This window comes from Sphingopyxis sp. CR5 (assembly GCF_059693785.1).
On the sequence record NZ_JCATIE010000007.1, the window covers coordinates 185,673 to 211,815 of the forward strand.

Here is a 26,143-nt window from a genome sequence, read left to right on the forward strand (position 1 = left end):
TACCGGGCACGCCGCGAAGGGCAAGGGGGCGCGTTATCCCCGGACCTATCCACAGTCGTGCCCCGGGTCGCGCGAACGCGGTTGCGCCGCCGCCGCGCTCGGCGCATGATGCGCAGCCATGTCTGAAATCGCTCGCCTGCCCACCCCGGCCAACGCCGGGGACGAACGCCAATTGCCACGCAATATCGAGGCCGAGGCCGCCTTTCTGGGCGCGATTCTTATCGATAACCGAGTCGTCGAGGACCTTCCCGTACAGCTGCACGCGGCGCATTTCTTTGAACCGCTGCATGGGCGCATTTTTGCGCAGACGATGGCGCTGATTGAACGCAACAGCATCGCGACGCCGGTGACGCTCAAACCCTATTTCGAGGCCGACGAGGCGATGAAGGCCGTGGGCGGCGTCGGCTATCTCGCCCAGCTCACGGGCAGCGGCGCGGGCTTGATCGGTGCGCGCGATTTCGCCCGGCAGATTTACGATCTCGCGTTGCTGAGGGAACTGGTCGACGTCGGCCGTACGATGGTCGATGGTGCGCTCGACACCAGCGAAAGCGTCGACCCCCAGGCGCAGATCGAGGAAGCCGAAACCGCGCTCTATCGCGTGGCGGGGGGCGAGGCCGAGATGGGGTCGGTCAAGAGCTTCAACACCGCGAGCCTGACCGCGCTGCAAGCCGCCGAACGCGCGCTCAATTCGGGCGGCCACCTGTCGGGGATCACCACGGGCATCGGCAGCATGAACGCGAAGATCGGCGGCATGCACAATTCCGACCTGATGATCCTCGCGGGCCGTCCGGGCATGGGCAAGACCTCGCTGGCAACCAACATCGCCTATAATGCCGCCGAACGCTTTCGCCGCGATGAGGAAGACGGGATTCCGCCCGAAAAGAATATGGGCGCGAAAGTCGCCTTCTTCAGCCTTGAAATGTCCGCCGATCAGCTCGCGACGCGCGTGCTCGCCGAGCAGTCGGGCGTGTCGGGCGAGGCGCTGCGCATGGGCAAGATCAGCAAGGAACAGTTCCAGCAGCTGTCCCGGGCGGCGCAACAGCTCCAGACGTTGCCGCTGTTCATCGACGACACGCCGGGCCTGACGATCGCCAGCCTGCGCACCCGCGCGCGCCGGCTCCAGCGCCGACACGGCATCGGTTTCATCATCGTCGACTATCTCCAGCTGCTTCAGGGTTCGTCGCGGAGCGGCGATAACCGCGTGCAGGAAATCTCCGAAATCTCACGCGGTCTGAAGACCTTGGCGAAGGAACTTAATGTGCCGGTGATGGCGCTGTCGCAGCTCAGCCGCCAGGTCGAAAGCCGCGAGGACAAGCGCCCGCAGCTCTCCGACCTGCGCGAATCGGGCTCGATCGAGCAGGACGCCGACATGGTGCTGTTCGTGTTCCGCGAGGATTATTACGTCGCGGCGCGCGAGCCCAAGCGGCCGATCGAGGGCGACGACGTCAAGATCCACGCCGCGCACGAGGAATGGGCGGCTGAAATGGAGCGCGTCTTCGGCCTGGCCGAAGTCATCGTCGCGAAATCGCGCCACGGTTCGACCGGAAAAATCCGCCTGCACTTCGAGGCCAAGACGACAAAGTTCAGCGATCTGGCCGATGAGAGCCAGGCCTATGCGGATTATGAGTAGCCGAAGTTCAGGATGACAGCATCCTAGAACGCCGGATCGTTCGCCGGATCGTCGCTCAATGGCGTCACCGCTTCGTGGATGCCGCATTCGGTCTTGTCCCAGCCGCGCCAGCGGCCCGCGCGCGGGTCCTCGCCGGGCTTGACCTTCGACGTGCACGGCGAACAGCCGATTGACGGATAGCCTTCGGCCTCGAGCGGGTGACGCGGCAGATCATGCTCTTCGAAATAGGCGTCGAGCATCTCGCGCGTCCAGTTGGCGAGCGGGTTGAATTTCAGGCGACCGGTGTTGCCGTCGAGCTCGAAGCGCGGCAGGCCCTGCCGGGTCGACGACTGGAAGCCCTTGCGGCCGGTGATCGACGTGTCGAAGTCGGCAAGCGCCTTTTCGAGCGGTTTGACCTTGCGGATTTCACAGCAGCCGTCGGGGTCGTAGGACCAGCGCAACCCGGTCTCGTCCTTCCTGGCGAGTTCGTCCGCATCGGGGGTCAGATTGACGAGGTTGAGGCCGAGCCGCGCGGCGAGTTCGTCGCGATAGGCGATCGTTTCGGGAAAATGCTTGCCCGTGTCGAGGAACAGCACCGGGATGCCGGGGGCCGCCTGCGTCACGAGGTGGAGCAGGACCGCGCTTTCGGTTCCGAAGCTCGACACGATCGCGCTCTCGCCGATCAACCCCGCGCCGAGCACACTCGCGACCGCTTCGGCGGCGTCCTGGCCGCGGAACAAATTGTTCAGGCGGATGACATCGGCCTGCGTGAAGCGCGGCGCGACGTCGATCCGGTCGCGGGTCCGGTCTTCTGCGCCCTTTTCTTGCCGTTCGCCCTGAGGAGCCGTTGAGCTTGTTGAAACGGCGTCTCGAAGGGCCTCGCCCGGTGCTTCGAGACGGGCCTTCGACGGGCTCAGTCCCTCCTCGGCACGAACGGATTTCCCGAAGTCAGCCATGCCTCAGCTTCCAGATCGGCACCGCACCATCGGCGGCGTCCTGATAGACATGGCTATAGCGGCTGAGCGCCGCGTCGACATCGGCGCGGTTCAGCGGCGCTTGCGGGGCGAAGCTGTCGAAGCCGCAGCGGCGCATGAAGAAGATGAGGTCGACGAGCACGTCCCCCTCGGCGCGGATTTCGCCGTCATAGCCCGCCTCGCGCAGTACGCGCGCGGTCGAAAAGCCGCGGCCGTCGCGAAAGCGCGGAAAGCCGACCTCGACCAACTTGACGCGGTCCAGGTGCGGGAGCAGACGGCGCGGATCGTCGCCTGCTTCGATGCGCACGGCGCTCGCGCTCGCCTGTTCGACGAAAGCATCGAGCGTCACCGCAGGCTCCTCGACCGGGTCGTCGTTACGGAAACGCAGGGCTGCCTCAGCCATAAATAGCCTCCTTGAAGGGGTCCATGCCGACGCGGCGATAGGTATCGAGGAAGCGTTCGCCGTCGGTGCGCAGTTCGCGATAGCGTTCGATCGTCCGCTCGACGGCGTCGACGATGCCTTCCTCGTCGAATCCGGGACCTGTGATCTTCGCCTGCGACGTGTCTTCGGCGCCCGAGCCGCCGAGCAGCAACTGGTAGTTTTCGGTTCCCTTGCGGTCGACGCCGAGGATGCCGATCTGGCCCGCGTGGTGGTGGCCGCAGGCATTGATGCAGCCCGAAATCTTGATCTTCAACTCGCCGATATCGCGCTGGCGCGTCGCATCGGCAAAGCGCTCGGCGATCTTCTGGGCGATCGGGATCGAGCGTGCGTTGGCGAGGCTGCAATAGTCGAGGCCGGGGCAGGCGATGATGTCGGTGACGAGGTCGAGGTTCGCATCGGCGAGGCCCGCGGCATCGAGTGCCTGCCAAAGAGCATAGAGATCGGCCTTGCGGACGTGCGGCAGCACGAGATTCTGCGCGTGCGTCGCGCGAATTTCGTCGAAGCTGTAGCGTTCGGCAAGGTCGGCGACGATGTCCATCTGCTCGGCCGAAATGTCGCCGGGAATACCGCCCACGGGTTTCAGGCTGATGTTCGCGATCGCATAGCCCGGCGCCTTGTGCGCGATCACTTGGCGATCGACCCACAGCGCGAAGTCGGGGTCGGAAAGGTCGACGTCGTCGGACAGGCCGCTTTCGAACGGCGGCGGGGCGAAATAGGCGGCGATGCGGTCATATTCGACCTGCGGGAAGTCGGTTTCGAGCGTCAGAAAATGCGCGAACTGCTCCTCGACCTGGCGGCGGAATTCCTCTTCGCCAAGGTCGTGGACGAGGATCTTCATCCGCTGCTTGTGGATGTTGTCGCGGCGCGCGTGCATGTTCCACACGCGCAGGATCGCCTGCAAATAGGAGAAAATCTGGATCGAGGGCAGGAAATCGCGGATACGGTATGCGATGAAAGGGGTGCGTCCCATGCCGCCGCCGGCATAGACTTCGAAGCCTTCTTCTCCCGCCTCGTTGCGGACGATCCGCAGCGCACAGTCGTGCCAGCGCAGCGCCGTGCGATCTTCCTTTGAGGAAATCACCGCGATCTTGAATTTGCGCGGCAGATAGCTGAATTCGGGGTGGAAAGTCGTCGCCTGACGTAAAAGCTCCGCCCACGGGCGCGGGTCGCAGATTTCGTCGGCAGCGGCGCCGGCATATTGGTCGGCGGAGATGTTGCGAATGCTCTCGCCGCTCGTCTGGATCGCGTGCATCTCGACCGTCGCCAGTTCGGCGAGCAGGTCGGGCGCCTGTTCGAGCTTGATCCAGTTGTACTGGATATTCTGGCGCGTCGTGAAATGGCCGTAGCCGCGGTCGTATCTGCGCGCGATATCGGCGAGCTTGCGCATCTGTCGCGAATTGAAAGTGCCATAGGGGATGGCAACGCGCAGCATATAGGCGTGCAGCTGAAGATAGAGGCCGTTTTTCAGCCGCAGCGGCTTGAACTGATCCTCGGTCAGCTCGCCGGCGATGCGGCGGCGGGTCTGGTCGCGGAAATCCTCGACCCGGGCGTCGACCATCGCCTGGTCGTAGCGGTCATATTCGTACATGTCAGATCACCCAGTCGCCGGCCGCGGGATCGGCGGGTTTCAGTGTCAGGTCGGGGCGCACGGTCGGGCCGAGGGCCCGGATGCGGTCCTTGATATGGGCGGGCCGCGGTCCTTCGGGGGTTGCCTCGCCGCCGATGATGTAGGGCGAGTTGACCCGGCGCGCGCCTTCTTCGGTCTGCAGGATCGCTTCGCCCTGTTCGCCGACGTCGGCGGCATCCTCGACGTGGAGCGACCAGTCGCGCCCCGTCCACCAGATCACGGCGCCGCTCTTCAGGTCGTTGCCGGTCAGAAGTCGCATGAAAAATCCCTTATCGAAGAGGCGAGGCCGGGCGCGCCCAGGCAATCGAGCGCGTCGGCGCGCGCCGCGACCCGGCCGACGATGATAAGCGCGGGGCTTGCAACCCTTTCCCGCGCAACGAGGTCGCCGAGATCGGTCAGCAGCGTCCGCAGGACGCGCGCATCGGCGCTCGTCCCACGCTCGACTACCGCGACCGGCAGGTCGGGCGAAACGCCATCGGCGATCAGCTTGTCGGCAATCGCGGGCGCGGTCGCGAGTCCCATGTAGATCACCAGCGTCCGACCGCGGCCGGCAAGCCCCGACCAGTCCTGGTCGCTCAAATCCTTGCATTGGCCCGCGACGAAACTGACCGCGCTCGCATCTTCGCGGTGCGTCAGCGGCAGGCCGGCCTGCGCCGCGCAGCCGGCGGCGGCGGTGATGCCGGGCACGACGTCGCACGCCACACCGGCCTCGCGCGCCGCATCGAGTTCTTCACCGCCGCGTCCGAAGATGAACGGATCGCCGCCCTTGAGCCGCACCACCTGCTTGCCGGCACGCACTTCGCGCACCAGCAACTCGTTAATCAATTCCTGCTTCATCGTGTGGCGGCTGCGCTGCTTGGCGACGCTGATCCGTTCGACGTGCGCCGGTATCAGCGCAAGAACGCCTTCGCCGACGAGCCCGTCATGGACGACGATGTCGGCGCTTTCGAGCAGGCGCGCGGCGCGCAGGGTCAACAGGTCGGGATCGCCGGGGCCGGCGCCGACCAGCCACAGCTTGCCCGCGGGCGGGAGGGGGGCGGGGGCCTTTGTCATGCCGGCGAAGATGGTTCGACGGCCGCCGAATCGCAAAGCAGCCTTTTTTGCCCCCGGTGAAGCTAAATTTGGGGGGACAGGCGAACGATCCATATCCTCTCGCCATTGCGAGCGGAGCAGAGCGATTCAGGGCGACTTCGCTAGAGAAACCCCTTGCGTACCAGCTTGGGCGCTTCGCTGCCGTCATCGCGCAGTCCGACGCCGATCGAGGCGCGCAGCGAGTCGCTTTCGGAACTGGCGACCGGATAGGCGCAATAGTCCGCGGCATAGAAGGCGCTCGGCCGATGATTGCCCGACAGGCCGATACCGCCGAAAGGCGCGGCCGAGGAGGCCCCGTTGGTCGGGCGATTCCAGTTGATCACCCCGGCACGCGCGTTGGCCCAGAACTGGTCATAGAGCTGGGGGCTTCCGCCGATCAGCGCCGCCGATAAACCGAAGGCGGTGTTGTTCGCTTCGGCAATCGCCGCCTCGAAACTGTCGACGCGCACGACTTGAAGCAACGGGCCGAACAGCTCGACATCGGGGCGTTCGGGCATGGCGGTCACGTCGATGATTCCGGGGGTCAGGAACGGACGGTCGGCCACCGGACGGGTCATGTGCCGGATCACCTGCCCCCCGTTCGACATCAGGATCAGGAAGCTTTCGGTCAGGCCGTCCGCGGTCTCGTTGTCGATCACCGGCCCCATATAGGGCGCGGGGTCGGCGTGCGGATGGTCGACGATCAGCCGGTTGGCGAGTTTGCGGACCTCTTCGATCAGATTTTCGGCCATCGATTGCTTGACGATCAGCCGCCGGGCGTTGGTGCAACGCTGCCCCGCGCTCAGGAAAGCCGACTGCACGACCAGGGTCGCCGCGGCCCGGATGTCGGCGGTGTCCCACACGACGACGGGGTTGTTGCCGCCCATTTCGAGCGCCAGGATCTTGTCGGGCCGCGCGGCGAACTGGCGGTTGAGTGCGACGCCCGTCCGCGCCGACCCGGTAAACAGCAGTCCGTCGATCCCCTCATGCCCGGCGAGCGCCTTGCCGATGTCCGGGCCACCCACGACCAGCCGCAACACCTCTTCGGGCACGCCGGCGCTGTGGAACAGTTCGACCAGCCTTGCGCCGACCGCCGGGGTCTTTTCGGACGGTTTGAACAGCACCGAATTGCCCGCGATCAGCGCGGGGACGATATGCCCGTTGGGCAGGTGGGCGGGGAAATTATAGGGGCCGAGGACCGCGAGGGCACCGTGGGGTTTGTGACGCACCGCGTTGCGCAGGCCCATCGCGCCCTCGATGCGCCGGTTGGGTGTGCGCTCGGCATAGGCTTTCACCGAAATATCGACCTTGTTGCAAACCGATTCGACTTCGGTGCGCGCTTCCCAAAGCGGCTTTCCCGTCTCGCGCGCGATCAGGTCGGCGAAATTTTCGGCGTCGGCCTTTACCCGATCGACGAAGCGGCGCAGCGTTTCGGTGCGGAAGGTGACCGGCTTTGCCGCCCACGCCGGCCACGACCGGCGCGCGATCTCTATTTCGGCGTCGACGTCGCTGACGGCATGACGCCACAATTCGGCGCCGGTCGCCGGTTCGTGGGAAACCAGCTCCTCGCTCACCGTCGCGTGGCCCGTTTGAAAAAGAAGCTGCCGGTGGGCAGGGTGCGGGCGTCTGACGCGAACTGGACCATGGCTTCGCTCTTATCGGCGAAACCCGGGCGCGGCAACTATCGCGGAGCCTCGACGGATCGCTTGCACCGCGGGTGCGGGTTGGCGATAGATGCGACCACAAGCTTGTAAAAGGGGACCGGCGATTTCGGTTAGGGAAGAGACACGCGGCGCATGGAGCGAGCATTATTGGTGGTCGGGCGACGGGGTGCGCCTGCACGCGCGCATTTATGACGGGCCGGACGGCAGCGAGGCGATGCCGCCGATCCTGTGCATGCCGGGGCTCGCACGCAACGCGCGGGATTTCGAGGCGCTGGCGCCGCATCTCGCGGCGTCGCGCAAGACGATCGTCATCGAATTTCGCGGGCGGGGCGACAGCGCCTTTGCCAAGGACCCGATGACCTATGTGCCGCTGACCTATGTCCAGGATGTCGTGCTTCTTCTCGACGAACTCGGCATCGACCGTTTCGCGGCGATTGGAACCTCGCTCGGCGGCCTGGTCGCGATGCTGATGGCGGCCAGCTTGCCCGGCCGGCTCGTCGGCGTCGTGCTCAACGACGTCGGGCCCGAACTCGAACATGCGGGGCTCGAGCGTATCCGCGACTATATCGGCGCCGGGGGCAGCCAGCCGACATGGATGCACGCCGCGCGGGCCTTTGCCGAACTCAACGCTGCGATCTATCCCGACTATGGCATTCACGACTGGCTGCGCCTGACGAAACGCACGCATCGCCTGACCCCGGAGGGCCGGATCGTGACCGATTACGACAAGCAGATTGCGGCGCCGCTGCGCCTTGCGACCGATGAACAGGGGATCGACCTGTGGCCCGCCTATCGCGCGCTGAGCGATGGACCGGTGCTGATCCTGCGCGGCGCACTTTCGGACATATTGGCAAAGTCTGCGGCGACGAAAATGGCCAAGGACCTGCCGAATGCGCGGCTCGTCGAGGTACCCGGTGTCGGCCATGCGCCGACGATGGACGAGGCCGACGCGCGCGCCGCGATCGACACCTGGGTTTCGGAGCTTCCCGCCGCGTGAGCGCCGCCGACGACATCGAACCGCGACCGCCGTTCCGCATATTGCACCTCCATTCCAGCTTTTCGCTGGGCGGCAAGGAGGCGCGGGCGGTCCGGCTGATGAACCTGATGGGCGCGTGCGCGCGGCACACGATCCTGTCGGCGATGCCCGAGGCGCTCGGCGCGCGCGAGGCGATCGCTCCGGGGATATCGGTCGATTTCCCGGACAATGCCCCGACGCTCCACGGCAAGCCGTCGCTCGGGCACTACCGCGAACTCGCCCGCTATTTCTGCGGTTTCGACCTGGTGCTCAGCTATAATTGGGGGGCGATGGACGGGGTGATGGCGCGCCGCGTCAACGTCCCGCGCCTCTGGCACAGCATGCCCGAGCTGATCCATCACGAGGACGGGTTCAACGAGGATGAAAGCGTCCGTCGCAACTGGAAGCGCAATCTGTTCCGGCGGGTCGCGTTGCGCACCGCGGCGGCGGTGGTTGTCCCGTCGACCCTGCTCCAGCGCATCGCGGACAGCGAATGGCGCGCGGGCGATCGCACCTGCCTGATCCGCAACGGGATCGACGTCGCGGCCTATTCCGGCGGTCCCGACGTCCCGATTCCGGGCCTGGAACGCCGCGAGGGCGAGGTTGTGATCGGAACGGTAGCGGGGCTGCGCAAGGTCAAGGACCTGCCGCGGCTCGTTCGCGCGGTCGCCTCGCTGCCGCCCCATGTCCGGCTCGTTATCGTGGGGGAGGGGCCGGAGCGGGCCGCGATCGCCGCCGAAGCCGCGGCTTGCGGGCTGTCCGGGCGGCTGGTGATGCCGGGCTTCATGGCCGAACCGGCGCGCTGGATCGGTCATTTCGACCTGCTGGCGCTGTCCTCGCTCAGCGAACAGGCGCCGATCGCGGTGATCGAGGCGATGGCGGCGGGCCTGCCCGTCGTCAGCCCCGCCGTCGGCGATGTCGCGGCGATGGTGTCGGAGGCGAACCGCCCGTTCGTCGCGTCGGACGAGGCGGCGTTCCGGGGCGCGCTTGCAACGCTTGCGGACGATGGCGCGCTGCGGGGGCGGGTCGGCGCCGAAAACCGGCGCGTCGCCGGCGAACGCTTCGACGAATCTACGATGGTCGCGGCCTATGAAAAACTCTATGCTCGCGCGTTAGAGGGGTACAGCCCGTTCAGCGGACGCTGGGTCGGGATCGATTGACAAGGGGCACCGTCTTCCGCTTACGGAAGCGGTAATTGGGGATCGGCGCTGGACGAGGCGCCGGTGGAGAGAAAGAGGTTTATAGTGTTCAAAGGTTTGAAGCCCATCGTTTATGGTGGTCGCGAAGTATGGCCGCTTGTCGAGGGCGGAAAGGGCGTGTCGGCGACCAACCATGCGTCGAGCGGCGCCTGGGCGGCCGCGGGCGGAATCGGCACGGTTTCGGCGGTCAATGCGGACAGCTATGATGCCGAAGGCAAGATCATCCCCCAAATCTATCGCGCGCTGACGCGCAAGGAACGGCACGAGGAACTGGTCGGCTATGCGATCGATGGCGCGGTCGAGCAGGTCAAGCGCGCGCACGACATCGCCGGAGGCAAGGGCGCGATCAATATCAACGTCCTGTGGGAAATGGGCGGCGCCCAGCAGGTGCTCGAAGGCGTGCTCGAACGCGCCAAGGGCCTCATCACCGGCGTCACCTGCGGCGCGGGGATGCCCTACAAGCTCAGCGAGATCGCGGCGCGGCACAATGTTCATTATCTGCCGATCATTTCGTCGGCCCGCGCCTTCCGTGCGCTGTGGAAGCGCGCCTATCACAAGGTCGCGCACCTGATGGCGGCGGTTGTATACGAAGATCCGTGGCTGGCGGGCGGGCACAACGGCCTGTCGAATGCCGAGGATCCGTTGAAGCCCGAGGATCCCTTTCCGCGCGTCAAGGCGCTGCGCGACACGATGCGTGCCGAAGGGATTTCCGACGAGGTGCCGATCGTAATGGCCGGCGGCGTCTGGTATCTGCGCGACTGGGAGGACTGGATCGACAACCCCGAACTCGGGCATATCGCCTTCCAATATGGCACGCGTCCGCTGTTGACGCAGGAAAGTCCTATCCCTCAGGACTGGAAGGACCGGCTACGGACGCTCGACGAGGGCGACGTCCTGCTCCACCGTTTCTCACCGACGGGCTTTTATTCGAGCGCGGTGCGCAATCCCTTCCTGCGCGACCTCGAAGCGCGCTCGGAACGCCAGATTCCTTATTCGAAGCAGCAGGCGGGCGATCATGTCGTCCAGCTCGATGTCGGGGTGAAGGGCAAGAACTTCTGGGTCACCCCGCACGACCGCGACCGCGCACGCGACTGGTCGGCCGAAGGTTATACCGAAGCGCTGAAGACGCCGGACAATACGGTGGTTTTCGTGACCGAGGCCGATAAGGGGGTGATCCGCAAGGATCAGGCCGACTGCATGGGCTGCCTGTCGCACTGCGGTTTTTCGGCGTGGAAGGACCATGACGATTATTCGACCGGTTATCTGGCCGATCCGCGCAGCTTCTGTATTCAAAAGACGCTTCAGGACATCGCGCATGGCGGCGACGTCGAACAGAATTTGATGTTCGCCGGCCACGCCGCGTTCAATTTCAAGACCGACCCCTTCTACTCGAACAACTTCACCCCGACGGTGAAGGAACTGGTCGACCGGATTCTGACGGGGGATTGACTCTCACTGACGGTTTATCAGACCCACCCCTCCAGCACCTGGTCGGGCGGACGGTGGCCGTCGGCCCAGGCTCGGATGTTGGCGATGACCTTTTCGCCCGACGCCTCGCGCCCCTCGATCGTCGCCGAGGCGAGATGGGGGAGCAGGACCGCATTGGTGAGGGTCAGCAATTCGGGATCGACATCGGGCTCGTGTGCATAGACGTCGAGCCCGGCACCCGCGATACGCCTGGCCTTCAGCGCCGCGATCAGCGCCTTTTCGTCGACGATATCGCCGCGCGCGGTGTTGATGAGGTAGGCACTGGGTTTCATCGCCGCGATGCGCGCGGCGTTAACCATCTCGTGCGTTTCACTGGTGTGCGGGCAATGGATCGTCACCACGTCGCTGATGCGGAGCAGCGTGTCGAGGCTGGCATGATAGCTGGCGCCCAATTCCTCCTCGATCGCTTCGGGCAGCCGCTTGCGGTTGTGATAGTGAATCGACAGGCCGAATGCGCGCGCGCGCCGCGCGACCGCAAGGCCGATCCGGCCCATGCCGATGATGCCGAGCAGCTTGCCGCCAACGCGGTGGCCGAGCATCGCGCTGGGCGCCCAACCCTGCCATTTGCCCGATCGCATCAGCGTCTCGCCTTCGGCCAGTCGGCGCGGGACGCTGAGGATCAGCGCCATCGTCATGTCGGCGGTATCTTCGGTGAAGACGCCGGGGGTGTTCGCGACCATGATGCCTTTCGCGCGCGCCGCCGCGAGGTCGATATGATCGACGCCGGCGCCGAAATTGGCGATCAGTTTCAGCCGGTCGCCGGCTGCCGCGATGATATCGGCGTCGATATGATCGGTGACGGTCGGCACCAGCACGTCGCAATCCCGCACCGCCGCCTTCAATTCGTCGGTGGAGAACGCATGGTCGTGCGCCGAGAGCGCAACCTCGAACAATTCGGCCATGCGACCCTCGACATGGGGCATCAACTGGCGGGTGACGATGACGCGCGGGCGCTTCGGGCGAGGTGAATCGGGCATGGCGTCGATAGAGCGCGCGGCGCGCGGAGGGTCAAGGGGCTCGATGGCGGGGCGCCGGCGCGGGACCGGCCGCCGGCTCCACGCGGCCAGTTGAAAAGCCCGGCGGATTTTGACAAGGCTGGTCCATGAAAATCCGCCATTTGCTTGCCGCCGCAGTTTCCGTCGCCGTCATTGGCCCCGGCCTTTTCATGGCGGCCGCGCATCTCGCCCCGGCTGCTGCCCAGGCGACCGACGACGTGGCGGTGCCCTATTGGGCGTCGATCAGCGTCGACAAGGCGCGGATGCGCAAGGGGCCATCGATGGATGTTCCGGTATTGTGGGAATATCGCCGCAAGGATTTACCGGTGAAGGTCATCGCGCGGCATGATTTGTGGCGCAAGATCGAGGACCCGGACGGCACGCAGGGCTGGATGGCGGCGCGACTGCTCAGCCGGACGCGCACCGCGATCGTCACCGGCGACATCCGGCCGCTGCGCGAGGCGCCCAGGGGGGATGCCGCGATTGCCTATCGTGCCGAACCGGGCGTCGTCGGACGGATCAGCGACTGCAAGGACGGTTGGTGCCGGTTCGACGTGAAGGGGCGCGAAGGCTGGATCGAGGCCGGGCATATCTGGGGCGACTGAGACCCGCGCCCGAAATATCGGTGAAAGGCCGGACGATCGCTCGCCCGGCCTTCCAGAGTTTCGGGTTTCCCGATGACCGCGCGGCTTAGAAGAAACCGCGATAGACCCGGACGACCGCGCCGTTTCGGACGTTGACGAGCAGCAGGTCGTTATAATGGCGGACGTAGGTCAGCCCCGCGCCCGCGCGCGGAACGCGCCAGCGCGCGTCGTAGCTGAGGCGATAGGTCGGCGCGTAGTAGCGCGAGGTCAGCCGGTTGCCGACCGCGAAGCGATGATACTGGAAGGGCGCATGCCAGTTCGCATAGCGGCGGTCGCGCTTCCAGTCGCGCTTGTCCTCGCGATATTCCTGACGCGCATTGCGCAGGTCGCGATGTTCGTCGCGCACATCCTTGCGGTCGCCATAGCGAACCGCCTGGCGCACATCGCGCTTTTCCTGCCGGACATCCTGCCGGTCGCGGCGCAGTTCGCCGGGCGAGGTGGCGGCCGACGCGGCGACGGGAACCATCATCGCGGCGATCAGGCCGGCGGTGAGAAATTTGCTTTTCATCATAATGCCATTCCTTGTCTTGCCGTCAGGGGGAGGGGATCTGCCCGATGACAAGGACGGAATAGGCGAGTCGATTTGAACCGATCCGGAATGCGGCGTTTAGGTTCGGGACATTAGTGTCGCAAACTGTATCAACGGGCGGCTACGCCGCCGCCCGTCGCCGATCGTGTCAAACCAGTTCGACCGCGACCGCGGTGGCTTCGCCGCCGCCGATGCACAGGCTGGCGATGCCGCGCGTCTTGCCGCGATTCTGCAGCGCCGCGATCAGCGTCGTGATGATGCGGGTGCCGCTGGCACCGATCGGGTGACCGAGAGCCGTCGCGCCGCCGTTGACGTTGATCCTGTCGTGCGGGATGCCAAGGTCGTGCATCGCGAACATCGCGACACAGGCAAAGGCTTCGTTGACTTCGAACAGGTCGACATCGGCGATGGACCAGCCGGCCTTGTCCAGCACTTTGGTGATCGCTCCGACGGGAGCCACCGTGAAATCCTTTGGCTCCTGCGCGTGCGCGGCGTGGGCGACAAGCCTGGCGACCGGCTTGGCGCCCTTCGCTTCGGCCACCGATTGACGCGCGAGCACGACTGCGGCGGCACCGTCGGAGATCGAGGAGCTGGTGGCGGCGGTGATCGTTCCGTCCTTGGCAAAGGCGGGGCGCAGCGTCGGGATCTTGTCGGGATTGCCCTTGCCCGGCTGCTCGTCGGTGTCGACGACGACCTCGCCCTTGCGCGTCGCGATCGTCACCGGGGTGATTTCGGCAGCAAAGGCGCCGTCGGCGATCGCGGCCTGCGCTCGGCGCAGCGATTCGATCGAATAATCGTCCTGCGCCTGGCGGCTGAGCTGATAGGCGTCCGCGGTATCCTGAGCAAAAGTGCCCATCGCGCGGCCGGCGTCATACGCGTCTTCCAGCCCGTCGAGGAACATGTGGTCATAGGCGGTGTCGTGGCCGATGCGCGCGCCCGAGCGGTGCTTCTTGAGCAGATAGGGGGCGTTGGTCATCGATTCCATGCCCCCTGCGACAACGAGGTCGATGCTGCCCGCGGCGAGCGCTTCGGCGCCCATGATGACCGTCTGCATGCCGGAGCCGCACACCTTGTTGACCGTGGTCGCCTGCACCGACTTGGGCAGGCCGGCCTTGATCGCCGCCTGGCGCGCCGGCGCCTGGCCGAGCCCGGCGGGCAGAACGCAGCCCATGTAGATGCGCTCGACATCTTCGCCTTTCACGCCGGCACGCTCGACCGCCGCCTTGACCGCGGTCGCGCCGAGATCGGTCGCGCTCGCGTCCGACAGCGCGCCCTGCATGCCGCCCATCGGCGTGCGGGCATAGGAGAGGAAGACGACGGGATCGGCGGTGGTCATGGCGAAAGACTCCGTAGGGGAAAGAAACGTTGGCGGCCCGGTTAGCTCAATTGCTGCATCTGCGAAAGGGGCAGGGGCGATATGGGGCGGCCGGTTTCATCTTGCAACGCGCCCGCGCGCATGGTCAAACGGGGCAAGGCAGGAGAGGGGTCAGGATCATGGCAACGGTTGCAGTCGATATCGCCGACGAGGCGCAGCGGATGGAGCAGGTGCTGCGCGCCCAGCGCGCCAGCTTTACCGCGGCGATGCCCGAAAGCATGGAGGTGCGGCGTGACCGTATCGATCGCGCAATCGCTCTGCTGGTGGACAATGCAGAGGATTTTGCGAAGGCGGTGAGCGAGGATTTCGGCCATCGCAGCCGGGAACAGACCCTCATGACCGACATCATGCCGTCGGTCAGCGCGCTCAAGCACGCAAAGAAGCATATGGCGAACTGGGCGAAGGGCGAAAAGCGCAAGCCGACGTTTCCGCTCGGCCTGCTCGGCGCCAAGGCCGAGGTCGTCTATCAGCCCAAGGGTGTCGTCGGGGTCGTGGCGCCGTGGAATTTCCCGGTCGGCATGGTCTTCGTGCCGATGGCCGGCGTCCTCGCGGCAGGAAACCGCGCGATGATCAAACCTTCGGAGTTCACCGAAAATGTGTCGGCCTTGATGGCCCGGCTCGTCCCCGACTATTTCGACGAAAGCGAAATGGCCGTGTTCACGGGCGGCCCCGATGTCGGCGTCGCCTTTTCCAAACTCGCCTTCGACCATCTGATCTTTACCGGCGCGACCAGCGTCGGAAAGCACATCATGCGCGCCGCCGCGGACAATCTGGTTCCCGTGACGCTCGAGCTCGGCGGCAAGTCGCCGACCTTCGTGGGACGGAGCGCCGACAAGGCTCTGGCGGGGCAGCGCGTCGCGATGGGCAAGCTGATGAACGCGGGGCAGATCTGCCTCGCGCCCGACTATCTTCTTGTCGCCGAAGACCAGGAGAACGACGTGATAGACAGCGTGACAAAGGGTGCGGCATCGCTCTATCCGACGCTGCTGGCCAATGACGATTACACGTCGGTCGTGAACACCCGCAATTACGACCGGTTGCAGGGGTATCTTGCCGACGCGCGCGAAAAGGGAGCCGAGGTGATCGAGGTCAATCCCGCCGGCGAAGATTTCGCAAGCTCGAACGGGCACAAGATGCCGCTCCATATCGTCCGCAATCCGACCGACGAGATGAAGGTGATGCAGGACGAGATTTTCGGGCCGATCCTGCCCGTCAAAACCTATCGGACGATCGACGAGGCCATCGATTATGTGAACGCGCACGACCGTCCGCTCGGGCTATATTATTTCGGCCAGGACAAGAGCGAGGAGGACCGGGTCCTGACGCGCACCATCTCGGGCGGGGTCACGGTCAACGACGTGCTGTTTCACAACGCAATGGAAGACCTGCCCTTTGGCGGCATCGGTCCGTCCGGCATGGGCAATTATCACGGCCTCGACGGCTTCCGCACCTTCAGCCACGCGCGTGCCGTCTATCGCCAGCCAAAGCTCGACGTTGCCGGCATGGCGGGCTTCAAACCGCCCTATGGCAAGGCGACCGCAAAGACGCTGGTCAGGGAACTCAAGAAATAGCTTGGCAAGCGCGCCCCTGACCCCTTAGGGGGAACGCCGTCGCCCGGGGGCCCCTGTGGTGAAATTGGTAGACGCGCTCGACTCAAAATCGAGTTCCGCAAGGAGTGCTGGTTCGAGTCCGGCCAGGGGCACCATCTATCGAGGCCGCGCGCGCGCTCCCTCGGCCTGGCGCCTGGGCAAGGACGGCACGAGCATCGATCGTCCCGTCGGAACGTCCGAGATCGGGATCAGAGATATCGAGTAAGCGTCGGTCGGTACCGCATTCGGTCTTGCCTTGCGGTCCGTTGCGAGCGATCACCCGCGCCGATGACCAGACCTGATGACCAACCGAGATACGCTCCGGCGGCCGCAACTTCGCCTTTCGAAACATACACGCCGGCCGATGTGCGGGCGCTTGTCGAAACCTGTCCGCTTGCCTGGGTCTGCTCGGCAAGCGGGCGCGAGGCGAGCCTGCTGCCGCTCGTCGGTGTGTTCGACGAGGAGGATGGGCTCGTCGAACTGATCGGCCACTTCGGGCGAGCGAACCCGCTCCACGCGGCCTTGCTGGCCGACCGCCGGGCAACGATCCTGTTCAAGGGCCCCGACGCCTATATCGACCCCTCGATGGCCGGAAAGCGCGATTGGGGGCCGACCTGGAACTATGTCCAGGCGCAGATCGAAGCGGATATCACGGTCGATGCGAGCTTGACCGCGGAGGCGCTCGACAGGCTGATCGCGCATGTCGAACGGACGCGCGACCGGCCGTGGTCTGCGGACGAATTGGGCGACCGCTATGACTCGCTGGTCCGGCACATCATCGGATTTCGCGCCCGCGTCACAAAGGTCCGTGCACGCTTCAAGCTCGGGCAGGACGAAGCCGCGGCCACGCTGCACCATATCCTGGACGCAATGCCCGACGCGGATCTTGCCGGCTGGATGCGGCGCTTCAACGCAAAGCGTCTGGGCGATGGTCTCCAGGGCGACTGAACCCGGGTCGAATCGAAAGCGGTTATTTGTCCACGACCAGGCAAGGCTGGCCGCCTCGCTTCATCGTCGCGCAAAAGCTTGTCGCGTCGGCCTTGCTGGCGAAGCCGCCGGCTTGCAGGCGGGTCAGCTTCCCTCCCTTGACGAGATAAGGCTGGCGGTCGGCGAGGTCCGGATATTTGCTCTCCAGCCGGTTCCACAGGTTGCGGGCGTTCGCCTCGACGCCGAAAGCGCCGAGTTGGGCGCGCCACGGGCTCTGTGCGGCCGGAGCGCGTCCTTGCGCCGCGGGCGCCGGAGTTTCGGCGACTTTCGTGGGCGGCGGCGCGGGCGACGCGACCGGTGCGGGCGGCGCGATCGGGGCGGGCGCGACATCCTGCTTAGGCGGCAGCGGGCCGGATTCGGGCGGCGCCGCATAGGGGATGCCGGGCTCGGCGGGTGAGGACGGCGGCAAAGCGGCGGTGTGGATCGGCTGCGGCGCCGGGGGCGCGGGCTTCTGCCCCGACGGTCCGGCTTCGGCGGCGGCGACATCGGCGGCGGCAGTCGCCTCGGCTGCGGCGGCCGCTGCGGTTTGGGCCGCGGGCGATAGCGGCGGTGCGGCGGGTACCGGTGCCGGGGCCGACACCGGCTTGATAACAGGCGGCGGCGTATAGGTCGTCGCGGGCTTCGACGCGGGCAACTGCGCGGTCTGCATGCGTGAGGGCGAGGACTTCGGCGGCGGCGGCGCTGCGGCATTGACCGCCGCGAGGCGGGCGCGCTGTTCGTCCTTCTCCATGTCGGGCAGCATTGCCAGCCCGCGCTGTCGCTGTTCCAGCGGGATCAGCCGGTCGAGCTGCGCAAGGCGCGCCGAAGCGATGTCTAGCCCCGCGTCGCTCGCCCTTTTGGTCAGGGCATAGGCGAGCGGCCAGTTTTCCGCGGCAAGATCCCCGTTGAAATGCGCGGTGCCAAGGACATATTGCGCGCGCGGTTCGCCGCGAGCTGCCGATGCCTCGATGAACGGCATCGCATCCTGTCGCCGACCGGCGGTGAACAGGACGAGCCCCAGATTGTCTTCGGCCTGCAAATGTCCCTGCTTCGCGGCGCGGCGATACCAGGCTTCGGCTTGACCGAGATCGGCGGATACGCCGCGCCCCAGCTTATAGGCCTGGCCCAGATTGAACTGCGCGTCGGGATCGCCGGCCAGCGCGAGCGGGCGCCATTCGGCGACGGCGGCGGCATAGTCGCCGCGCTGCCAGGCGTCGACGCCCGATTTGACGTCGGCCTGGGCGGGAGCAGCGAGCGCAAGCGCCGCGACGGCCGGAAGGGTGATCGAAAGGGCGGTGCGAAACAGGCGCATGAATATCTCCAATGACGGGCGCCGCCGGCCCGAAAGGCGCGGCGATCGACAGTCCCCGCAGCACTCCTACCGTCATAATGGCTAATAGGCCGTTATCGACAGGGACGATGATCGCGATTTCGGTCCATTATGGCACAGGTCCATCCTAAAGGCGCGTTAACCATGACCGCGAGGAAAGCGTTCACCCTCTTTTTATCATCGTTAACTCAATTTTAGCGGCCTGCGTGCCATTCCTCCGGCCGAATTTGGATTTTCAGGGGGACAGTCGTGCGCGTTTTGGCATTGGCTTCACAAAAGGGCGGGTCGGGCAAGACGACTCTTTCGGGCCACCTTGCGCTGCAGGCCCAGCTCGCGGGTGCGGGTCCCGTCGTGCTGATCGACATCGACCCGCAAGGCTCGCTGGCCGACTGGTGGAACGAGCGCGAAACCGATCTCCCGGCCTTTGCGCAAACCACCGTTGCGCGGCTTGCATCCGACCTCGAAATCCTGCGGCAGCAGGGCTTCAAACTTGCGGTCATCGACACGCCCCCGGCGATCACCATGGCGATTCAGAGTGTCATCGGCGTGGCCGAACTGATCGTCGTCCCGACGCGTCCGAGCCCGCACGACCTGCGCGCGGTCGGCGCGACGGTCGACCTTTGCGAGCGAGCGGGAAAGCCGCTCGTCTTCGTCGTCAATGCGGCGACGCCGAAAGCCAAGATTACCAGCGAGGCGGCGGTTGCGCTGTCGCAGCACGGCACCGTCGCGCCCGTGACGCTGCATCACCGCACCGACTATGCCGCGTCGATGATCGACGGCCGCACGGTGATGGAAGTCGATCCGAACGGGCGGTCCGCCGACGAGATCCGCCAGCTCTGGACGTATATCAACGACCGGCTCGAAAAGAATTTCCGCCGCACCGTATTCAGCGCCCCGATGCCGGCGGCGCCGGGCTATGGCGCGGTTCGTCCGATGGGCGGTGGCTTCGGCCGCCGCATCGCTGGCCAGTAAGCGGGGAGGGCGGTGATGGGCGAACCCAAACCTCTCGCGTCGCTGAGCGCCGGCCTGCTCGCCCGCAAGGGCGGTGCGCGGCCCGCGATGCGCCGTCAGCCGCTGGGCAGCGGCCCCGGACCGCTCGCCGGCACCGGCTATGACGATCTCGGATGGAACGACATGGGCTATGACGTCGACCCGGATCAGTCCGAGCCGGCGCATCTGGTCGACCTGAAGCCGCTGATGCCGGGGTCGGTCCTGGCGCATAATGCCGCCGCCGAACAGGCGGTCGAGAACAGCGCCGCCGACGCGATCGAGCCGGAGCCAGCCGAGGATGTTGCCGTCCCCGCCGAGCCCCTCGTTCCCGAGGTGCCCGAAATCGTGCGCCAGCAGGAATCGCTGATCGATCGCGTCGCCGCCGTCGCCCGCAAGGTCGAACAGCGCCCCGCGACGCAGGCGAAGGCGCCGCGGCCCGTTCGCGCCCGCGAAAAGGCCGCCTTCACGTTGCGGCTCGACGCCGATCGTCATTTGCGCCTGCGTCTTGCGAGCGCGGTAACCCGCCGTTCGGCCCAGCATATCCTGACCGACCTTCTCGACGACTATCTGGCTTCGCTGCCCGAAATCGACGCGATGGCGAGCCGCCTTCCGGCGACGCGCCCTGCGCGCCGGGCCACGAAGGCGTGACGCACCCTGGGGGGACCTTTGAAATGAAACGCAACCTGCTGACCAAAATTGCCGTTTCGGGCTTCGTGATCGGGATTACCGCCACGGGCTGTAGCATGAACAAGATCGCCATGGCGCCCTCCGACACGCTCGGCGCGCCGCAGACCGCTGCGAAGTCCGCGGACAAGGCGCGCGAAGCGCTCGAAGCGGGCAAGGTAAGCAAGGCGGTCGCGCACGCCGAAGCCGCGGTTTCGGCAAGCCCACGCGACGGCCACTATCGTGCGCTGCTCGGGCAGGCCTATCTGAACGATGGGCGCTTTGCATCGGCCACGGCGGCGCTGAACGAGGCCGTGGACCTCGGGGCCGGCGACAGCAACACGATCATCGCGCTGGCGCTGGCGAATATCGCGCAGGGCAAGGCCGCGGCGGCAATCGACCTGCTCAAGAATCACGCCGATGTCGTGCCGGCGTCGGACACCGGCCTCGCCCTGGCGCTCGCCGGCGACAGCGAATCGGCGATCTACGTGCTGACCGCCGCTGCGCGCCAGCCCGGCGCCGACGCGCGTACCCGTCAGAATCTCGCGCTTGCCTTTGCCCTGTCGGGACGCTGGGCGCAGGCCCGCATCCTCGCGTCGCAGGACCTGCCGCTCGACAAGCTCGATGGCCGCATGGCCGAATGGTCGAAGCTCGCCGAACAACCGGCGCCCGCCGTTCGTATCGCGAGCCTGCTCGGCACGCAGGCGCAGGACGACATCGGCATGCCGGTGCGCCTCGCGCTGAGCAATTTCCCCGCCGACGTGCAGACGACGGCCGTTGCGGCGCCGGTCGAAATGGCAAGCGCCGACCCGGCTCCGGTCGAAAGCTTTGCACCGCCGCCGCCGGTGACGGTCGCAAGCGCCGACAATGGCGCGATCCGGTCGGTTGAACTGCCGATGCCGCGACGCGACGCCGAAGGCGTGGTTCCGGTCACCGAGTTGCCGAGCCCGGCGCCGGTGATCCAGGCCGATGCGGGAAGCTATCGTCATGCGCCGCGCGTTACGGACGGCAGCAGCGAAGAGGCGCAGGCCGTCGCGCAAAAGGCGGCCGAACTCGCCGCGCGCATCACGCCGCAGGTGTTCGATTCGAAAAAGCCGTCGGGCTGGGCGGTCCAGCTTGGCGCCTATGACAGCCTGGCGGTGGCGAAGGAAAAATGGGGCGCGATCCAGAAGCGCAACCATGCGCTCTCGGTCTTTCCGGGAGCGAGCTATGCCGCCGACGTCAAGGGTCGCACCTTCTATCGACTGACCGTCAACGGGCTGAAGAGCCGCGCCGATGCACTCAGCCTGTGCAGCGAGCTGAAGGCAGCCGGGCAGGCCTGTTTCATCCGCGAAATGGGCGGCAGCGAAACGATCCAGTGGGCCGCCAAGGCAAGCCCGGTGCGGCTCGCGTCGCGCTGACGATTTCCTGATGCGGGAAACGAAAGGGCGTGACCGGCGGGTCGCGCCCTTTCTGTTTGGCCGGTCCGCGGGTCAGCGGATGCGCTGCCCGCCCTTCCAGACGGCGGTTGCGCGGCCCTGCATCGGCATGCCGTCGAACGGCGTATTGCCGGCCCACGCGGCCATCTTTTTCGCATCGACCTGCCACGGCGTGTCTGGGTCGATCAGGATGAGGTCGGCATCGCATCCTGCGTCGATCCGCCCGCAGTCGAGGCCGAGCAGGCGCGCCGGGTTCGCCCCGAGCAGTTCGAACAGCCGCGCCGGCGCAATATGGCCGTCGCGCACGAGTTGAAGCCCCATCGCGAGCAGCGTTTCGGCGCCCGCCATACCTGGCATCGCTTCGGCAAAGGGCAGCCGTTTGTCTTCGGGGCCGCGCGGGTCATGGCCCGAGGCAAGGACGTCGATCGTGCCATCGGCGATCGCCGCGAGGCAGGCGTGGCGGTCGTCCTCGCTGCGTAGCGGTGGCGACAGGCGGGCAAACGTACGGAAATCGCCGATCGCGGTGTCGGAGAGAAAGAGATGCGCCGGCGTGATGCCGCAGGTGACGGGCACGCCCGCCGCCTTCGCTTCACGGATCAGGTCGAGGGCCGCTCCCGTCGTGACCTGGCGAAAGTGCAGCGCGGCGCCGGTTTCCCTGACCAGCATCAGGTCGCGGGCGACCGCCATCGCCTCGGCGATCGCGGGGGCCGACGAAAGGCCGAGGCGCGTCGCCATCTCCCCGTCGGTCGCGACCGCGCCCGCGGTCAGGCCCTCGTCCTCGGCATGCGCCACGACGGTGAGGCCGAGCGACGCGGCATAGACAAGCACGCGGCGCATGACGCCGGCGTCGGCGATGCGCGCACGACCCGTCGCGACCGCGCGCGCGCCGGAGGCTTTCATCAACCCGATCTCGGCCAGTTCCTTGCCCGCAAGGCTCTTGGTCGCGGCGGCGAGCGGATGGACCCACAGGTCGGGCTTGCCGCCCTTTGCCGCGCGCTCGACCATGCCGGGATGGTCGAGGGGGTGGCTGCCGTCGGGCATCAGCGCCGCGCGTGTGATCCCGCCGAAGTGAAAGGCGGGCTTGTCGGTCGCAAACACCCCCAGGTCGACGATGCCGGGGGCAAGCCACTGGCCCCGTGCGTCGATGCGCGCAGCATCGGCGGGGATGTCCGCCGGGTCGATCGCGGCGATACGCCCGTCCACCGCGAGGATATTGGACATGGCGCCGCCGAGGAGGCGGGCATTCTCTATCAGCAGCGGTGTCAGTTCCATCCCGGCACCTTCCGCGTCCGGCGGGTCAGTATGTCGAGGCACGCCATCCGCACCGCGACCCCCATTTCGACCTGTTCGGTGATCGTCGATCGCGCGGCGTCGTCGGCGACGCTGCTGTCGATCTCGACGCCCCGGTTCATCGGCCCGGGGTGCATCACGATTGCATCGGGTTTGGCACGCTCCAGTCGCTTCGGCGTCAGGCCGTACAGCGCATGATATTCGCGCGGGGAGGGAAGGTAGGCGCCGTCCATCCGTTCGTTCTGCAGCCGCAGCATCATCACGACGTCGGCGTCCTCCAGCCCCTTGTCCATGTCGGTGAAAACCCGCACGTGCATCCGGTCCATCGCGGGCGGGATCAGCGTCGGCGGGGCGACCACGCGCACCTCGTTGCCGAGCAGCGTCAGCGCCAGGATGTTCGAGCGCGCAACGCGGCTGTGGAGCACGTCGCCACAGATGGCGATGGTAAGGCCTTCGACCTTGCCTTTGCGGCGCCGAATGGTGAGGGCGTCGAGCAACGCCTGCGTCGGATGTTCATGGCGTCCGTCTCCGGCGTTGAGCACCGGGCAGTCGACCTTGTCGGCGATCAGTTGCACCGCGCCCGAACTCTGATGGCGAATGACGATCGCGTCGGCCCGCATCGCGTTCAAGGTCATCGCCGTATCGATCAGCGTTTCGCCCTTCTTCACGCTCGATTGGGCGGCGTGCATGTTGACGACGTCGGCACCCAGCCTTTTCCCCGCGATCTCGAACGACAATAAAGTCCGGGTCGAATTTTCGAAAAAAGCGTTGATGATCGTCAGGCCGCGCAGCGCATCGTCATGCTTGGCCGCGCCCGACCGGTTCAGGTCGACCCATTGTTCGGCGGCGTCGAGGATATAGCTTATCTCCCACGGAGTAAGCTGTGCGATACCGGTCAGGTGGCGATGGCGAAAGGCATCGCCGCCGGGCGGATAGTCGCTGGCGGGTCGGATCGTTGCGCTTGTCATTAAAGCCACGCCTCTAGGCGCCGGCGGCGATTTTCGCAAGCGCAGAGACGATCATAGGTTCCAATATTCCGCTCGCCCAAAGGACGAGCAGGATGATGTCGACCCAGAGCCAGATCAGCATCCAGGTTGCAAAAGGCTACTTGCGCGTTTTGTGGCGAACCATGCGTGCGGCAAGGACCGTTCCAAAGGCCCCGCCGAGGAAGGCCCAGAGGAGGAGGGTGGATTCGGGAGTGCGGCGCAGGCCTGCCTCGGCACGGCGCTTGTCGAGGACCATCTCGACGAACGCCAAGACGTTCGCGGCGATCAGCCAGTAGAGGATATATTCAGCCATCGCCGACAGTATCGAGCGAATTCGTAAACGTCGGCTTTGCGGCAGGGCGCGCCGGTTGGGGTTCGATCAGCGCATCAGCGCGTCGATCGCGCCTTGCAGGATGAAGGCGGCAGCGGCGCTGTCGATCCGTTCGGCGCGCTTGGCCCGGCTCACATCGGCGGCGATCATGGCGCGCTCGACCGCGGCGGTCGACCAGCGCTCGTCCCAGAGAAGGATGGGCAGCGCCAGCGGCGCCAGGTTTCGGGCAAAGGCGCGGGTGCTTTGCGTACGGGGGCTGTCGCTGCCATCCATGTTGAGCGGCAGTCCGACGACCAAGCCGACGACCGATTGCGCGGCCACGAGTGCCTTCAGCGCGGCGAGGTCGGCGGCGAATTTCTTGCGGATGATCGTCTTGTCGGGGGTCGCGAAGCTCCACCCGCCATCGCACAGCGCGACCCCGATCGTCTTGGTGCCCACGTCGATTCCGGCGAGGCGTCCGCCGTTCGGGAGCGCAGCGGCGAAGTCGGGAGCGGCGGAGGTGATCATGGCTTGATCCCTCTACCCGTTCGCATCGAGCGAAGTCGAGATGCCAATCGAGCGGGCGCCATCGCCCGACCCGAACGGTCGTCAGGGTGTCGGCGCCTCGACAAGCGGCGGTGCCGCCGCCGGAACGGGCGAGGGTTTCCCCTCGAAGCTTGCCAGCCGGCGCAGCGCGTCGGCGCGGACGTCGGCCCAGAACAGGGTGATGTCGAAGACGTGATAATTATTGCCCGGCAGCACATAATTGGGTGCATATTGTTTCACGCGCTCCGCCTCGCCGATCATCAGAAAGCCGCGCTCTTCGTCGCATTTCGCGCCGACCGCACCCGCGACGAGTTCGCCGGCCTTGAACCCGCCTTCGGGTTTCAGCGTGCCAGCATTGGCGTTGGCGGGCGCTTCCGTGTCGGGAATGCCCGTGATCGGATTGGTGCACAGCATCCGCGTACCCCGCCGTGGGCGGCCGTCATAGCCGATCGTTCCATCATAGGCCTGCGTCACCATCGAGGTGTCCGCGGGCTCGGCGAAGCTTGCCCAGCCGAGGATGCAATTTGCCTGTTCGGGTGTCGCGCAAGCGGGCAGGCCCAATGCTTCGAGGTCGGTGTCGCGGCTGATCGGCCAGCCGACGACATAGGCCGCGACGATGCGCTTTGCGAGCGGGGTGCCCGCGATGCGGTTCTTGATCAGCGTCTCGATATGCAGCGCGCCCTGGCTATGGCCGGCAAGGATGATCGGCTTGTCCCTCGGCTGCGCGGCGAGGAAAGCGTCGAACGCCTGTTCGACGTCGCGATAGGCGGCGTCGATCGCCTTGCCCGCGGTCACGCGATCGGTGGCAAGGAAGGCGCCGAGCGTCGCCTGGCGATAGCGCGGCGCCCACACCTCGCCCGCATCGCCAAAGGCACTCGCCATGCCCCGCATGAACAGGTCGGCGCGGTAATTGGCATCGGCATCGTCGAGCGGCGCGTTCCAGCTCGATTTGCTGTAATAGCTGGTCGGGTGGACGAAAAAGATTGCCGCATCGCCCGGCTCGGCGGGCAGAGCGGACGACGGGCGCTCGGCGGCATTCGCCGGCGGCAGCAGGCGGTCGGGCGATGGTTCGTCCGTATCGTCGGCCGGCGGCGGGGACGCGGGTTCCGGACGCCAGGTGGATGGGTCGTTCTCCATGCCCGGTCGCGCGAGCCACATTTCGGCCTTTTCATAAGCGTTCGGCGCGATCGCTTCCTGCGGCTTGAAATCGGCACTCGGGACGAACGCAACGCGCCCGAACCAGCCCGGGTTGAGCTGATACGCGACGCCGAAGCCAAGGACGATCAGGATGATTGCAGCGACGAGGTAGAGAAACTTGCGGGCCAAGGGATGCTCCACGGGAGGTGGGGGAGAGTTTGGAAAGCTTGGCAAATCTCTAGCCGCCGTTCCAACGGGCGTCACCCTGAACTTGATTCAGGGTCCA

The 26,143-nt window shown here is 66.2% G+C and carries 25 protein-coding genes and 1 tRNA gene; 11 read left to right on the forward strand and 15 right to left on the reverse strand.

Annotated elements, in window-relative coordinates; genetic code table 11:
• Positions 1 to 118: 118 nt before the first annotated feature.
• A complete protein-coding gene (locus tag AC58D2_RS12680) occupies positions 119 to 1,630 on the forward strand; it encodes a replicative DNA helicase (protein ID WP_497390837.1) in 1,512 nt (503 codons plus the stop codon).
• A gap of 23 nt (positions 1,631 to 1,653) precedes the next feature.
• On the opposite strand, the gene AC58D2_RS12685 is transcribed toward AC58D2_RS12680, so the two are convergent.
• The 6 genes from AC58D2_RS12685 to astD form a co-directional block, all read right to left on the reverse strand.
• Positions 1,654 to 2,565: a phosphoadenylyl-sulfate reductase gene (locus AC58D2_RS12685; protein ID WP_497390839.1), complete on the reverse strand. Its 912-nt coding sequence runs from the start codon at positions 2,563 to 2,565 to the stop codon at positions 1,654 to 1,656.
• Positions 2,558 to 2,986: a DUF934 domain-containing protein gene (locus AC58D2_RS12690; RefSeq protein WP_497390841.1), complete on the reverse strand. Its 429-nt coding sequence runs from the start codon at positions 2,984 to 2,986 to the stop codon at positions 2,558 to 2,560. Before AC58D2_RS12690 ends, AC58D2_RS12685 begins: the two co-directional genes overlap by 8 nt.
• Positions 2,979 to 4,613, reverse strand: a complete 1,635-nt coding sequence (locus tag AC58D2_RS12695; protein WP_497390843.1) for a nitrite/sulfite reductase — start codon at positions 4,611 to 4,613, stop codon at positions 2,979 to 2,981. Before AC58D2_RS12695 ends, AC58D2_RS12690 begins: the two co-directional genes overlap by 8 nt.
• 1 nt (position 4,614) lies before the next feature.
• Positions 4,615 to 4,911: a DUF2849 domain-containing protein gene (locus tag AC58D2_RS12700; protein WP_497390845.1), complete on the reverse strand. Its 297-nt coding sequence runs from the start codon at positions 4,909 to 4,911 to the stop codon at positions 4,615 to 4,617.
• Complete coding sequence (gene cobA / locus AC58D2_RS12705; protein WP_497390847.1) at positions 4,899 to 5,705, reverse strand: uroporphyrinogen-III C-methyltransferase; 807 nt, start codon at positions 5,703 to 5,705, stop codon at positions 4,899 to 4,901. The genes AC58D2_RS12700 and cobA overlap by 13 nt, the downstream gene beginning before the upstream one ends.
• A gap of 140 nt (positions 5,706 to 5,845) precedes the next feature.
• Positions 5,846 to 7,297, reverse strand: a complete 1,452-nt coding sequence (gene astD / locus AC58D2_RS12710) for a succinylglutamate-semialdehyde dehydrogenase (RefSeq protein ID WP_497390849.1) — start codon at positions 7,295 to 7,297, stop codon at positions 5,846 to 5,848.
• Positions 7,298 to 7,457: 160 nt separating this feature from the next.
• Between astD and AC58D2_RS12715 the strand changes: the two genes are divergently transcribed.
• From AC58D2_RS12715 to AC58D2_RS12725, 3 genes are all read left to right on the forward strand, one after another.
• The gene (locus AC58D2_RS12715; RefSeq protein WP_497390851.1) at positions 7,458 to 8,384 is read left to right on the forward strand and encodes an alpha/beta fold hydrolase; all 927 of its coding nucleotides are present in this window, start codon (positions 7,458 to 7,460) and stop codon (positions 8,382 to 8,384) included.
• The gene (locus tag AC58D2_RS12720) at positions 8,381 to 9,562 is read left to right on the forward strand and encodes a glycosyltransferase family 4 protein (RefSeq protein WP_497390853.1); all 1,182 of its coding nucleotides are present in this window, start codon (positions 8,381 to 8,383) and stop codon (positions 9,560 to 9,562) included. Before AC58D2_RS12715 ends, AC58D2_RS12720 begins: the two co-directional genes overlap by 4 nt.
• 84 nt (positions 9,563 to 9,646) lie before the next feature.
• Complete coding sequence (locus tag AC58D2_RS12725) at positions 9,647 to 11,050, forward strand: NAD(P)H-dependent flavin oxidoreductase (protein WP_497390855.1); 1,404 nt, start codon at positions 9,647 to 9,649, stop codon at positions 11,048 to 11,050.
• Positions 11,051 to 11,067: 17 nt separating this feature from the next.
• Here AC58D2_RS12725 and AC58D2_RS12730 read toward each other — a convergent pair whose 3' ends face one another.
• A complete protein-coding gene (locus AC58D2_RS12730) occupies positions 11,068 to 12,066 on the reverse strand; it encodes a 2-hydroxyacid dehydrogenase (RefSeq protein ID WP_497390857.1) in 999 nt (332 codons plus the stop codon).
• 125 nt (positions 12,067 to 12,191) lie between these two features.
• Here AC58D2_RS12730 and AC58D2_RS12735 point away from each other — a divergent pair, with 125 nt between their 5' ends.
• Positions 12,192 to 12,689: an SH3 domain-containing protein gene (locus AC58D2_RS12735; protein WP_497390859.1), complete on the forward strand. Its 498-nt coding sequence runs from the start codon at positions 12,192 to 12,194 to the stop codon at positions 12,687 to 12,689.
• Between the two features lie 85 nt (positions 12,690 to 12,774).
• Here AC58D2_RS12735 and AC58D2_RS12740 read toward each other — a convergent pair whose 3' ends face one another.
• Positions 12,775 to 13,236, reverse strand: coding sequence for an RcnB family protein (locus tag AC58D2_RS12740; protein ID WP_497391014.1), 462 nt, complete (start codon positions 13,234 to 13,236; stop codon positions 12,775 to 12,777).
• A 169-nt stretch (positions 13,237 to 13,405) separates the two neighbouring features.
• Complete coding sequence (locus AC58D2_RS12745; protein ID WP_497390861.1) at positions 13,406 to 14,593, reverse strand: acetyl-CoA C-acyltransferase; 1,188 nt, start codon at positions 14,591 to 14,593, stop codon at positions 13,406 to 13,408.
• A gap of 158 nt (positions 14,594 to 14,751) precedes the next feature.
• On the opposite strand from AC58D2_RS12745, the gene AC58D2_RS12750 reads away from it, so the two are divergent.
• From AC58D2_RS12750 to AC58D2_RS12760, 3 genes are all read left to right on the forward strand, one after another.
• Positions 14,752 to 16,203: a coniferyl aldehyde dehydrogenase gene (locus tag AC58D2_RS12750; RefSeq protein WP_497390863.1), complete on the forward strand. Its 1,452-nt coding sequence runs from the start codon at positions 14,752 to 14,754 to the stop codon at positions 16,201 to 16,203.
• Positions 16,204 to 16,252: 49 nt separating this feature from the next.
• Positions 16,253 to 16,337, forward strand: a tRNA-Leu gene (locus AC58D2_RS12755).
• 172 nt (positions 16,338 to 16,509) lie between these two features.
• Positions 16,510 to 17,169: an FMN-binding negative transcriptional regulator gene (locus AC58D2_RS12760; protein WP_497390865.1), complete on the forward strand. Its 660-nt coding sequence runs from the start codon at positions 16,510 to 16,512 to the stop codon at positions 17,167 to 17,169.
• A 22-nt stretch (positions 17,170 to 17,191) separates the two neighbouring features.
• On the opposite strand, the gene AC58D2_RS12765 is transcribed toward AC58D2_RS12760, so the two are convergent.
• Positions 17,192 to 18,499, reverse strand: coding sequence for an SPOR domain-containing protein (locus AC58D2_RS12765; RefSeq protein WP_497390867.1), 1,308 nt, complete (start codon positions 18,497 to 18,499; stop codon positions 17,192 to 17,194).
• Between the two features lie 267 nt (positions 18,500 to 18,766).
• Between AC58D2_RS12765 and AC58D2_RS12770 the strand changes: the two genes are divergently transcribed.
• Genes AC58D2_RS12770 through AC58D2_RS12780 form a run of 3 tightly spaced genes read left to right on the forward strand, consistent with a single transcriptional unit; the run spans position 18,767 to position 21,570 of the window.
• Positions 18,767 to 19,489 carry an AAA family ATPase gene (locus AC58D2_RS12770; protein WP_497390869.1) on the forward strand — a complete coding sequence of 241 codons (723 nt, stop codon included), beginning with the start codon at positions 18,767 to 18,769 and terminating at the stop codon, positions 19,487 to 19,489.
• 15 nt (positions 19,490 to 19,504) lie between these two features.
• Positions 19,505 to 20,155 carry a hypothetical protein gene (locus AC58D2_RS12775; protein WP_497390871.1) on the forward strand — a complete coding sequence of 217 codons (651 nt, stop codon included), beginning with the start codon at positions 19,505 to 19,507 and terminating at the stop codon, positions 20,153 to 20,155.
• A gap of 23 nt (positions 20,156 to 20,178) precedes the next feature.
• A complete protein-coding gene (locus AC58D2_RS12780) occupies positions 20,179 to 21,570 on the forward strand; it encodes an SPOR domain-containing protein (RefSeq protein WP_497390873.1) in 1,392 nt (463 codons plus the stop codon).
• A gap of 72 nt (positions 21,571 to 21,642) precedes the next feature.
• Here the strand turns inward: AC58D2_RS12780 and AC58D2_RS12785 are convergent, their stop codons facing one another.
• The 5 genes from AC58D2_RS12785 to AC58D2_RS12805 form a co-directional block, all read right to left on the reverse strand.
• Complete coding sequence (locus AC58D2_RS12785; protein ID WP_497390875.1) at positions 21,643 to 22,860, reverse strand: dihydroorotase; 1,218 nt, start codon at positions 22,858 to 22,860, stop codon at positions 21,643 to 21,645.
• Entirely contained in the window at positions 22,851 to 23,846 is a 996-nt protein-coding gene (locus AC58D2_RS12790; protein WP_497390877.1) for an aspartate carbamoyltransferase catalytic subunit, read from the reverse strand. Before AC58D2_RS12790 ends, AC58D2_RS12785 begins: the two co-directional genes overlap by 10 nt.
• 136 nt (positions 23,847 to 23,982) lie before the next feature.
• Complete coding sequence (locus AC58D2_RS12795; RefSeq protein ID WP_497390879.1) at positions 23,983 to 24,177, reverse strand: DUF1294 domain-containing protein; 195 nt, start codon at positions 24,175 to 24,177, stop codon at positions 23,983 to 23,985.
• Between the two features lie 66 nt (positions 24,178 to 24,243).
• The gene (gene ruvX, locus AC58D2_RS12800) at positions 24,244 to 24,702 is read right to left on the reverse strand and encodes a Holliday junction resolvase RuvX (RefSeq protein WP_497390881.1); all 459 of its coding nucleotides are present in this window, start codon (positions 24,700 to 24,702) and stop codon (positions 24,244 to 24,246) included.
• An 81-nt stretch (positions 24,703 to 24,783) separates the two neighbouring features.
• Positions 24,784 to 26,046 (reverse strand): DUF3089 domain-containing protein, encoded by a 1,263-nt coding sequence (locus tag AC58D2_RS12805; protein WP_497390883.1) that lies wholly within the window; start codon positions 26,044 to 26,046, stop codon positions 24,784 to 24,786.
• Between the last annotated feature and the right edge of the window lie 97 nt (positions 26,047 to 26,143).